General features: G+C 68.7%; 9 protein-coding genes. 8 read left to right on the top strand and 1 reads right to left on the bottom strand.

What is annotated here, in order from left to right; genetic code table 11:
* The first annotated feature begins 489 nt into the window (after positions 1-489).
* From PMI14_RS33490 to PMI14_RS35415, 8 genes are all read left to right on the top strand, one after another.
* Complete coding sequence (locus PMI14_RS33490; RefSeq protein ID WP_007854058.1) at positions 490-1,599, top strand: ABC transporter substrate-binding protein; 1,110 nt, start codon at positions 490-492, stop codon at positions 1,597-1,599.
* A 280-nt stretch (positions 1,600-1,879) separates the two neighbouring features.
* Positions 1,880-3,061, top strand: a complete 1,182-nt coding sequence (locus PMI14_RS10980; RefSeq protein ID WP_007854056.1) for an ABC transporter substrate-binding protein — start codon at positions 1,880-1,882, stop codon at positions 3,059-3,061.
* Between the two features lie 37 nt (positions 3,062-3,098).
* On the top strand, positions 3,099-4,019 hold the full coding sequence (locus PMI14_RS10975) for a branched-chain amino acid ABC transporter permease (RefSeq protein WP_007854055.1): 921 nt from the start codon (positions 3,099-3,101) through the stop codon (positions 4,017-4,019).
* Positions 4,020-4,035: 16 nt separating this feature from the next.
* Positions 4,036-5,061 (top strand): branched-chain amino acid ABC transporter permease, encoded by a 1,026-nt coding sequence (locus PMI14_RS10970; RefSeq protein ID WP_007854053.1) that lies wholly within the window; start codon positions 4,036-4,038, stop codon positions 5,059-5,061.
* Entirely contained in the window at positions 5,058-5,828 is a 771-nt protein-coding gene (locus tag PMI14_RS10965) for an ABC transporter ATP-binding protein (RefSeq protein ID WP_007854052.1), read from the top strand. Before PMI14_RS10970 ends, PMI14_RS10965 begins: the two co-directional genes overlap by 4 nt.
* A complete protein-coding gene (locus PMI14_RS10960) occupies positions 5,825-6,538 on the top strand; it encodes an ABC transporter ATP-binding protein (protein ID WP_007854050.1) in 714 nt (237 codons plus the stop codon). The genes PMI14_RS10965 and PMI14_RS10960 overlap by 4 nt, the downstream gene beginning before the upstream one ends.
* 30 nt (positions 6,539-6,568) lie before the next feature.
* Complete coding sequence (locus PMI14_RS10955) at positions 6,569-7,360, top strand: alpha/beta fold hydrolase (protein WP_007854048.1); 792 nt, start codon at positions 6,569-6,571, stop codon at positions 7,358-7,360.
* A 128-nt stretch (positions 7,361-7,488) separates the two neighbouring features.
* Positions 7,489-8,958 carry a methyl-accepting chemotaxis protein gene (locus PMI14_RS35415; protein ID WP_007854047.1) on the top strand — a complete coding sequence of 490 codons (1,470 nt, stop codon included), beginning with the start codon at positions 7,489-7,491 and terminating at the stop codon, positions 8,956-8,958.
* Between the two features lie 28 nt (positions 8,959-8,986).
* Here the strand turns inward: PMI14_RS35415 and PMI14_RS10945 are convergent, their stop codons facing one another.
* Entirely contained in the window at positions 8,987-10,519 is a 1,533-nt protein-coding gene (locus PMI14_RS10945; RefSeq protein WP_007854045.1) for an amidohydrolase family protein, read from the bottom strand.
* Positions 10,520-10,715 lie beyond the last annotated feature (196 nt).

The following is a 10,715-nucleotide window of genomic DNA, read 5'->3' as shown; positions in this document are numbered from 1 at the left end:
GCGGCAGCACCCAGGGCTGCGCCGGTGCGGAAATACGTGTTCTTCAGCAGTTGTTTCATCGGTTCCCTCAACAAGAATAAAAAAGAAAAGAAAGGATTCGCTGGAAGCCCCCGCCTGACAGCGCTGGCTGAAAAGGCCGCGCCGCAGACCCCTCGGCGCTTGACCGCTGCAGGCCGAAGCCGCCCGGCCGCCAACCCGCAGCGCCCTGGACTTGGCAGCGGTGGGCAGCACATGCACAGGCGCGGCGCACGACAGGGTGGCCGCAAGCGCCAAGACAGCGCAAGGTACCGAGGTTTGACGTCCTTCGCCCCACCCCGAGGGGGTGAGGTACCGCAAAGCCCCACCCGCACTACGGCGCTGCAAAGGCACCGAAGCGCCCGCCGTGCGCCGATGCCAAAGATGAATCGCCGGGAAAAAAGAGCCATCTGCCCTGCGGTCGAAGGATCTCCTACGGTGCTGGCCACCTCCGTACCACAGGCACAAAGACCCATGCAACACCTCGCATCGCTGATCCTGGCAGGCTTGGCACTCGTGACCGCAAGCGCCATCGCGCAACCACTGCTTGTCGGGCGCTCGCTGCCGCTGAGCGGGCCACTGCAATCGATCGGAGAGCTCAAGCGCGACGGCGCAGACGCCTACCTCCACAAGGTGAATTCCACCGGGGGTGTGGCCGGACGCAAGGTGGAAACCATCACCTGGGACGATGGCTATGTGGCAGACAACACCGTCGCCAACCTTCGGCGCATAGCCAGTGAACACAAGCCCCTGGCCTTCCTGAGCCTGCTGCGGGTGCCTGCCGCCGGCCATGAAATCCCGCTGCTGGACGAACTGAAAATCCCGGTGGTGGGCATTGCATCCGCCACACACCTCCTGCGTGCCCGCCTGCACCGCTACGGATTTCCCGTCAGGGCGAGCGTCACGGACGAAGGGCGGGAGCTGGCAAAGCATGTCAAGGTCGTGGGAATCGATCGCATCGCCATCGTCTTTCAGGATGTGCCCCTGGGCCACTCGACCCGCCAGTCCATGGATGCGGGACTGCGCGAGGTGGGCCTGCAGGCCAGCCATGTCCTGCTGGACGCGGCAGCCACCCAGGCCGCCGAGGTGGCGCGCTCCGCCGTCCAGTCCAAACCCCAGGCCATCTTCCTGGGGGTGCTGACGCCTGCTGCAGCAGCGCTGATCCTGGAATTGCGCAAGCTGTCCTTCAATGGCTCGCTGTACACGTTCTCTTCCACCGACGTGGTTGTGCTGACGAAGCTGGTCGGCGACAGGGCCGTCGGCGTGGCGCTCTCGCAAATTGTTCCCATGTCGGATGGGCTTCGGGTCAAGGTCGTCGCCGAATACATCCAGGCGGTGAAGGAACTGGGCAAGGGAAGCCCGACGATGCTGGGACTCGAGGGTTTCCTGGAAGCGAAGATCCTCGTGGAAGGGCTGCGGCGCAGCGGCCCCAAGCCGACATCGGAGGGGCTGGTCAGGGCGCTGGAGACCCTGCGCGATTTCGATCTCGGTGGCTTCTTCGTGAACTACAGCCCCCAGGCGCACACGGGCAGCCTGTTCGTGGAGATCGACATGATCGGCCCCGGCGGAAAGCTCATGCGCTAGGCGCCTGCCTGGTGCAGGCTTCTGGGGCGGCCACAGCGATACGCAGTGCGAATCACCTGGCCCTTTTTGGCATCTTCTTGATGCACTGAAGCGCCCCTAGCATGCGCCCACGTCCCATGCATCGAGTGTCCACGTGAACCGTCCCCCTGTGCCCGATCCGGGCGTTCTCACTGCAGGCCTGCGCCTGCCGCGCCACGCCATGCCCTGCTGAATTCCACCATCCCGTGCAAGAGCCTCGCCACAAGAGGCCGCATGTTCCACCTCACCGGAGACAACCACCATGTTCAAGTTCACCACCTTCAAGGCCGCGGCCGCCGTCCTGGCGCTGGGCGCCGCGTGCGGCGCCCAGGTGCACGCCCAGTCGCCCATCAAGATCGGCTACCTCGGCACCTTCTCCGGCCCCATCGGGGCCCTGGGCCAGGACAACTACGACGGCTTCATGCTGGCACTGGAGCAGCGCGAGGGCAAGCTCGGCGGCACGCCAGTGCAGGTGCTCAAGGAGGACGACCAGTTCAAGCCCGACGTGGGCCTGCAGATCGTGCAGAAGCTGGTCGAGAAGGAGAAGGTGCCGATCATCACCGGCGTGATGGGCTCCAACGTGATGATGGCCGTGCACCGCCCGATCACCGAAAAGCAGGTGTTCCTGATCGGCTCCAACGCCGGTCCGTCGGCCCAGGCCGGCGCGCAGTGCTCGCCCTACCAGTTCGTCGTGTCCTGGCAGAACGACGGCCACGCCGAGGCAGCGGGCAAGTTCTCCATGGACAAGGGCTACAAGCGCATGGTGCTGATCGCCCCCAACTACCAGGCCGGCAAGGATGCGCTGCAGGGCTTCAAGCGCACCTACAAGGGCCAGGTGCTCGAAGAACTCGCGCCGGGCATGGCACAGCCCGACTTCTCCGCCGAGATCGCCCAGATCGCGGCAGCCAAGCCCGATGCGGTGTACGCGTTCTTCCCAGGCGCGCTGGCGGTGAATTTCATCCGCCAGTACCAGCAGGCCGGGTTGGGGAAAACCATCCCGCTGCAAAGCTCGTCGATGCTGGACGCCACCACGCTGCCGGCGCTCAAGGACTCGGCCCTGGGTCTGAACAGCACCCATTGGTGGGCGCCCGACCTGGACAACGCCGCCAACAAGGGATTCGTCGAGGCCTTCGAGAAGAAGTACAACCGCATCCCCTCGCTGTTCGCCGCGCAGGGCTACGACGCCGCGCTGCTGCTGGATGCGGCCATCGCCCGCGTCAAGGGCAATGTGGGCGACAAGCCGGCCTTCATGGCGGCGCTCAAGGCCGGCAACCCCCACTCCGTGCGCGGGGTGCTGAAGTTCGGGAACAACAACTTCCCCATCAACGACTACTTCGCCTTCACGGTGGTCAAGGATGCCAAGGAGCGCTACACCCTGAAGACACTGGCCACGCCGCTCAAGTCGCACCAGGACGCCTACCACGCCCAGTGCCCTCTGAAGTGATTGCCGAGCGCGCAATCCCTTGCAAGGAGCATTCGACATGACAGGTTCTCTGCTGCTCGCGCAGTTGCTCAACGGGTTCCAGCTCGGGGTGCTGCTGTTCCTGCTGTCCGCCGGGCTCACGCTGGTACTCGGGATCATGCACGTGATCAACCTGGCGCACGGCTCGCTGTTCATGATGGGCGCGTACTTCGCCGCGGCCGCCTACGGGGCCAGCGACTCCTTCGTGCTGGCGGCGCTGGCCGCCGTCGGCGGCAGCCTGCTGCTCGGCCTGGCGCTGGAGCGCATGGTGATCGCCCGGCTGTACGACCGGGACCACCTCTACCAGGTGCTGGCCACCTTTGGCGTGATCCTCATCTTCAACGAAGTGGCCCGCTTCGGCTGGGGCCAGGCGCCGGTGTTCATGAACGTGCCCGACGCCCTTTCCGGCACGGTGGACCTCTTCGGCGTGGCCTACCCGGCCTACCGGCTGGCCATCATCGCCGTGGGGCTGCTGGTGGGTGCCGCGCTGTACTGGCTGGTACACCGCACGCGCATCGGCATGCTGATCCGCGCCGGGGCCAGCGACGCCGGCATGGTGTCGGCGCTGGGCGTGAACATCGGGCGGCTCAATGCCCTGGTCTTCGCGGCCGGTGCCGCGTTGGCGGGCCTGGCCGGGCTGATGGCCGGTCCCATCCTGTCGGTGCAGCCCGGCATGGGCGAACCCATCCTGATCCTGACCCTGGTGGTGCTGATCACGGGCGGGGTCGGCTCCATCCGCGGCGCCTTCTACGGGGCCCTGATCGTGGGCGTCGTGGACACCATCGGGCGGGCCTTCACGCCCGGGTTGATGCGTGAACTGATGGAGCGCTCGCTGGCGCAGGCCGCGGGGCCGGCCATCGCCTCGATGCTGATCTACCTGCTCATGGCGGTCGTGCTGGCGGTGCGGCCTGCTGGATTGTTCCCGGTGAAACATGGCTGAAGTCCTTCCAACCCCTATGTCCCCCCTCCCCGTCCCCACCACCGGCAAGCCCATGGGCTCGCGGCGCCCTTCCCTGCGGCTGGCGGTCGCAGGCGCGCTGCTTGTCCTGCTGGCCCTGGTCCCGGTGTTCTCGCACGCCCTGGGCCAGAGCTTCTACGTGACGCTGGTGTCACGCATGATGATCTTCGCGCTGGCCGCTACCGGGCTCAACCTGGTGATGGGCTACGGCGCCATGGTCAGCTTCGGCCATGCGCTGTACATCGGCCTGGGCGCCTACGCGGTCGGCATCCTGTCGCAGCATGGTATCGGCAACGGCTGGCTGCACCTGGCAGCGGCGCTCGGTGCGGGCGCGGTGCTGGCCACGCTGATCGGCCTGGTGTGCCTGCGCGCCCGGGGGGTGGGCTTCATCATGATCACGCTGGCGTTCGCGCAGATGTTCTACTTCCTCGCGGTCAGCCTCAAGCAGTACGGCGGCGACGACGGCTTCAGCATCGGCGGGCGCAGCGACTTCGGCGTGGTCGATCTCAACGACAACGTCGTGCTGTACTACGTGATCTTCGCAGCACTGGTGGCGGCGCTGTTCCTGTTCTACCGGCTGGTGCATGCCCGCTTCGGCATGGTCCTCAAGGGCTGCCGCACCAACGAGCGGCGCCTGGAGGCACTGGGCATGCCCGTGGCGCGCGTGAAGCTCGCGGCCTATGTGCTGTCGGCCCTGGTCTGCGTGCTCGCGGGCGTGCTGCTGGCCAACCTCACGCGCTTCGTGTCGCCGTCCTACATGCACTGGGTGGTCTCGGGCGACCTGATCGTGATGGCCGTGCTCGGCGGCCTGGGCACGCTGATCGGCCCCGTGGTCGGCGCCATCCTCTGGCTGACACTGGAAGACCTGCTGTCCTCGTTCAACCTCGGCTGGGCCGTGCTCGATGACTTCGTGCGCAACCACTGGCTGGGCGTGCTCGGCCTGATGGCCCTGCTGGTCGCCCTGCGGCTCAAGGACGGCATCTACGGCATCCTCGTCGCCCGCGAGCAGGGGGACCGGCCATGAGCGCCGCCACGCAAGGATCCACGCTGCGCGTGGACGGGCTGGTCAAGCGCTTCGGCGGCCTGCTGGTCACGGACCACTTCCGCCTTGAAGTACGGCCCGGGGAGTTGCACGCCATCATCGGCCCCAACGGCGCCGGCAAGACCACGCTGATCAACCAGCTCTCGGGCGAGCTGGCGCCGCATGCGGGCAGCATCCAGCTCGACGGGCAGGAACTGGTCGGCACGTCGGTGCAGCGCCGCGCGCGCATGGGGATCGCGCGCAGCTACCAGATCACCTCGGTGTTCCACGAGTTCACGGCGCTGCAGAACGTGATGCTGGCGGTGCAGGGCGCCAGCGGCCACAACTTCGCGTTCTGGAAGCCGGTGCTACAGGACACAGACCTGGTCGATCCGGCGCAGGCCCTGCTGCTGCAGGTGGGGCTGGGTGGCCAGGCCGGGACCCGTGTCTCGGCCATGGCACACGGCGCGCGCCGCCAGCTGGAGCTGGCGATGACCCTGGCGCTGCGGCCCCGGGTGATGCTGCTCGACGAGCCCATGGCCGGCATGAGCCAGAAGGAATCGGAGGACATGGTGCGCCTGTTGCATACGCTCAAGGGCCGCTACGGCATCGTGCTGGTGGAGCACGACATGGACGCCGTGTTCGCGCTGGCCGACCGCATCACCGTGATGGTGTACGGCAAGCCCATTGCCTGCGGCACGGCCGACGAGATCAAGAACGACCCCGAGGTGCGCAGGGCGTACCTGGGAGACCAGGTGGAGGCGGTATGACGACGACGTTGCTGGAAGTCGATGGCATCGAGACCTTCTATGGGGCCAGCCAGGCGCTGTTCGGCATGAGCTTCGACGTGCGCGAACGCGAAGTCGTGACGCTGATCGGGCGCAACGGCATGGGCAAGTCGACGACCGTGAAGTCCATCATGGGCCTGCTTGCGCCCCGCCACGGCTCGGTGCGCATGGCGGGCGAAGAAGTGACGGGGCGCGCCGCGCACCAGGTGGCCTGCAGCGGCCTGGGCCTGGTGCCCGAGGGCCGGCGCATCTTTCCCAACCTCACGGTGCGCGAGAACCTGGTGGCCACGGCCGGCAACCGGCTCGGGAGCGCATCGCCCTGGACGCTGGCACGCGTGTACGACATGTTCCCACGCCTGCAGGAGCGCGAGCGCAACCTGGGCAGCAACCTCTCGGGCGGCGAGCAGCAGATGCTGGCCATCGGGCGCGCGCTGATGACCAACCCGCGTCTGTTGATCCTGGACGAGGCGACCGAGGGCCTGGCACCGCTGGTGCGCGCCGAGATCTGGAAGTGCCTGGCGCGCCTGAAGGACGAGGGCCTGTCGCTGATCGTGATCGACAAGAACATCGAGCCCCTGCTGCGCCTGGCCGACCGCCATTGCATCGTGGAAAAGGGCCGCGTGGTCTGGCGCGGCAGCTCGGACGAATTGCGCCAGCAGCCCCGGCTGCTGCAGGAATACGTGGGCATCTGAACACACGCCCTACAAGACAAGGAGACATGGATGCAGACCGATTCGATGCAGGTGACGCGTTGGGGCCCGGCCGGCCCCCGCGTGGTGATGGTGCACGGCAGCGCACAGGGCAGCCGCCTGGGCGGCGAGCGGCATTTCGTGGCGCAGCAGCAGCTGGCCGCGCAGGGCTGGCAGGTCCTGGTGCCCGACCGGCCGGGCCACGGGCGCAGCCCCGACCCCGGCCGCCCCGATGATGCCGAGGCCGACGGTGCGCTGGTGGCCACACTGATGGAGGGCGAGGAAGGGGCCCACCTGGTAGGCCATTCCTTCGGCGGCTGTGTGGCGCTGGCGGCGGCGGCGAGCCACCCGGAGCGCGTGCGCTCGCTGACCATCATCGAGCCCGCCATGGCGGCGCTGGCGACGGACCTGCCGGTGGTGCGGCGCTTCCTGCTGCAGATCGTGAACGTGCTGTTCTTCTCGCTGTCGGCGCGCTCGCGCATCGAGCGCTTCATGCGGCTGGCCAACATCCCGGCCGAGATCGGCGGCCGCTCGTCCGAGGAAGAACTGCAGCAGATGGGGCGTGCCCTGAGGCGCATGAAACTGCCCAACAAGAAGACCCTGGCGCGCCAGCTCGCGGCGGTGCGGCAGGCCGGCGTCCCGGTGCTCGTGGTCTCGGGCGGCTGGAGCCCGGCCTTCGACGCGATCTCCGACCGCGTGGCCGAGGTCGCAGGCGGGCGCCGGCTGGTGATCGCCTCGCCGCACCATTTCCCACAGCAGGTATCGCAGGAATTCAACCAGGTGCTGGACAGCTTCATGCGCGAGGCCGACGCCCGGCGGCCCTGACAGGCGCACACGGGCGGGGCCGCCCCGGCGGCCCCGCCCTTTCTTTCGACACGACATCCCCCCGCCCGCTTGCGGGTTGCGCCGGCCGTGCCGCGCCGTTGCGTGACCCGCCCCACAGGAAACGTCCCATGAAATTCCGCCAGAAGATTTGGGCCCTGCCCGTGAGCGCCTGCCTGGTGTTCGGCCTGGGCGTATCGGCCAGCCTGGTCATCGCATCGGGCAGTGCTTCGCAGCTGGACCGGCTGCGCCACACCGACAACCGCCTGCTGGAGACCACGCTGCAGATGGAGCGCCTGTCCGAGCACATGGACAACGCCCTGGAGGCCGCCGCCATGGGCGACCCGCGCCGGCTGAACGAAGCCAAGGGCCATGCCCAGGCGATCGAGCAGCGCCTGGACGGCACCACGCCGGCGCTGCAAGCCGCGTTCGCGGCGCACCGCGAGCACAGCTTCGCCGTGGTGGAGGGCATGATGTCCGGCCAGGACGTGTCGGACCGCGTCGCACAGCGGCGCAGCGCGCAGGCGCAATGGAACGCGGGCCGCAAGGCGGTGGTGGAGGAAACCCGGCGCTCGGTGGAAGCGGGTTTCGACAACCTGGAAAAGGCCTTGCGCGACACCGTGCTCGCCAGCGCACTGACCGCCATCACCGTGCTGCTGGTGCTGGGCCTGGCCTCCTGGCTGATCGTGCGCTCGGTGTGGCACGAGCTGGGCGGGGAGCCCGGGGAGCTGCGCCGGGTGGCCGAACAGGTCGCCTCCGGGCAGCTCGACTGGGACGCCACGCCCCAGATCCGCAACTCGCTGCACGACGCCATGGGCCAGATGACCGGCCGCCTGCGCGAGACGGTGGCCACGATCCGCGAAGCCTCCCGCTGCATCGACGATGCGGCCATCGAGATCGCCACGGGCAACCAGGACCTGAGCTACCGCACCGAAAGGGCCGCGGGCAGCCTGCAGGAAACCAGCGGCTCGGTGCAGCAGCTGGCCGACGGGGCGCGCGCGAGCGGCCGCGCGGCCACGGCCGCGAATGCCCTGGCCACCGCGGCGACCGAGGCCGCCAGCCGCGGCGGCCAGGCGGTTTCGCAGGTGGTGGCCAGCATGGACGCGATCAACCAGTCGTCGCGCCACATTGCCGAGATCATCGGCGTGATCGACTCCATCGCCTTCCAGACCAACATCCTCGCGCTCAACGCGGCGGTGGAGGCGGCCCGCGCCGGCGAGCAGGGGCGCGGCTTCGCCGTGGTGGCCAGCGAGGTGCGCACGCTGGCCGGCCGCAGCGCCGAGGCCGCCAGCCAGATCAAGGCCCTGATCCAGGCATCGACGGCGCGGGTGGACGGGGGCGCGCTGCTGGTGCGCGAAGCCGGCGAAGCCATGGCCCACATCGTCGACAGCGTGCACCAGGTCAGCCAGATGATCGACGGCATCCACCGGGCCACCGGGCACCAGGCCGAGGAGATCGGCGGCGTGAGCGAGGCCATCGTGCAACTGGACGGCATGACCCAGCAGAACGCCGCCCTGGTCGAGCAGTCCGCGGCCGCCTCGCTGAGCCTGCAGGAGCAGACACGCCGCCTGTCGGGCACGGTGGCGGTCTTTCGCCTGTAGCGGCCAGCCAGCCGCTGGCCGCCGCCGCTCAATGGCGGTGGCTGGTGTCGATCACCGTGCTCGGGTCGCGCAGCGGCGCGGCGGCGTGGTTCGCGGCCACGCCGTCCAGCAGCGCATCGAGCGCGCTGCGCGGGAAGTACTTGCCGGCATTGAACACGCCCGCGATCTTCGACAGGTTGGCGACGTCGGCCACCGGATTGGCATCGAGCAGCACCAGATCGGCATTCTTCCCTGCTTCCACCGTGCCCATGCTGGTCTCGCGGCCGAGAAAGCGCGCCCCATTGAGGGTGGTGGCCTGCAGGATCTCCAGCGGCGTGAAGCCGGCCTTGGCGAACGCGCGGAACTCCTGGTGCAGAGAAAAGCCGGGAATCACCCAGATGCCACCGACGTCGGTGCCCACCAGGGTCCGCGAGGCACCGCCGTTCTGGTGCAGCTGCGTCAGCGTGTGCTCGAACGACGTGTAAGAGCTGCGGAAGGTGGCCGCAGCGCTCGCCGGCTGCATGGTCTCGAAGTCGCGCGAGAGCTTGTTCCACAGGGCGCGCGTGGTCGGGTCCACGTAGCGCAGCAGCGGGTCGTTGCGGAATTCGGCGCTGTCGCTCTGGGTCATGGTGCGCATCCGGACCATGGTGGGCACCTGCCAGGTGCCCTTTTGCACCACGGCGCGGGTGACGGCATTGCAGGCGGCGCTGTCGTAGCTGTCCAGCGAGCGCTGCACGAAGGGCGCATCGGCGGCCGCATGGATGTAGGGGCTGATGGCATAGGTGGGCGGAAACGGCGAGGGCATCCTGGCGCCCTTGCCGGCCAGCAGGTCCTCGCGGATGGCGGCCTGGTCCCGGGCGCAGTCGAGGGCGATGCTCCAGCCACCGCCCAGGTGCTCCATGGCGGTCCACCCGATGTTGGCAGCCTCCACCGCGCCCATGCCGGGCGAGAGGTGCCCCGCCACGGCCAGGCCCTGCGCACGCGCCTCGGCCACGATGGCCGCCAGCGCCGCGGGCGAGGCACCGACCACCTTGACGAAGCTGCCGCCCATGGCCTGGGTCTGCCGCACGGCGGCCACGCCGTCTTCGGCCGTGCGCGCGCCCACGACCGGCGGACCGGGGATCTGCAACACCTCGGGCGCATCGAGCGTGCCGGCCGCGCGCGCGGCGTTGAATTGCCGCGCGGCGGCGATCAGCGGCGGTGCGCCGGCCATGTCGCGGATGCCCGTGACGCCGTTGGCCAGCAGCAGCGGCCAGTGGGGCGCTTTTTGGAACACGGCGGGCGGGACCGAATGGGTGTGCATGTCGAGGTAGCCCGGAACCACGTACTTGCCCGCGCCTTCCACCACCGTGGCACTGCCTCCGGTGCGCACCGCCGCATCGGGCAGCACCTGGCGGATGCGGCCCTGCTCGATGACCACGGCCATGCGCTGCGCCAGCGCACCGGTGCGCGTGTCGACCACGGTGACATTGCGCAGCACGGTGCCGCTGGTCACTGGTGGGGTGTCTGGGGGCACGGCGCAGGCCGTGAGCATGGCGCCGACGGCTGTGGCGGCCGCGATGGCGAGAGGGGATCGCTGCATGGGATGGGTCTCCTGGTTGAATGGGCGCTCCGGGCAGGAGCGCCAGCGCCCAGGGACTCTAGGTGGGGCAGCCTGGTTGAAAAAGATGCGCCGTAGCTGCGGGCGATGCGCCTGCAGCATCGCTCGCAGCCGTCCGCAGGTGATTCAGTGGCGCTATCGGAGGTCCGAAAAAGCCATCTTCTGCGCAGTGCTGTGG

Source organism: Acidovorax sp. CF316, assembly GCF_000276605.1.
Lineage (GTDB): Bacteria > Pseudomonadota > Gammaproteobacteria > Burkholderiales > Burkholderiaceae_C > Acidovorax.
Note: the sequence above shows the minus strand (reverse complement) of the source record. Positions and strands in the feature narration are given on the sequence as shown.

What these genes read in the sequence shown, in the direction of transcription:
- PMI14_RS10975 (WP_007854055.1), top strand. Translation starts at nt 3,099, where the DNA reads ATGACAGGTTCTCTGCTGCTCGCGCAGTTGCTCAACGGGTTCCAGCTC.
- PMI14_RS35415 (WP_007854047.1), top strand. Translation starts at nt 7,489, where the DNA reads ATGAAATTCCGCCAGAAGATTTGGGCCCTGCCCGTGAGCGCCTGCCTG.
- PMI14_RS10980 (WP_007854056.1), top strand. Translation starts at nt 1,880, where the DNA reads ATGTTCAAGTTCACCACCTTCAAGGCCGCGGCCGCCGTCCTGGCGCTG.
- PMI14_RS10970 (WP_007854053.1), top strand. Translation starts at nt 4,036, where the DNA reads ATGTCCCCCCTCCCCGTCCCCACCACCGGCAAGCCCATGGGCTCGCGG.
- PMI14_RS10945 (WP_007854045.1), bottom strand. Translation starts at nt 10,519, where the DNA reads ATGCAGCGATCCCCTCTCGCCATCGCGGCCGCCACAGCCGTCGGCGCC.
- PMI14_RS10955 (WP_007854048.1), top strand. Translation starts at nt 6,569, where the DNA reads ATGCAGACCGATTCGATGCAGGTGACGCGTTGGGGCCCGGCCGGCCCC.
- PMI14_RS33490 (WP_007854058.1), top strand. Translation starts at nt 490, where the DNA reads ATGCAACACCTCGCATCGCTGATCCTGGCAGGCTTGGCACTCGTGACC.
- PMI14_RS10960 (WP_007854050.1), top strand. Translation starts at nt 5,825, where the DNA reads ATGACGACGACGTTGCTGGAAGTCGATGGCATCGAGACCTTCTATGGG.
- PMI14_RS10965 (WP_007854052.1), top strand. Translation starts at nt 5,058, where the DNA reads ATGAGCGCCGCCACGCAAGGATCCACGCTGCGCGTGGACGGGCTGGTC.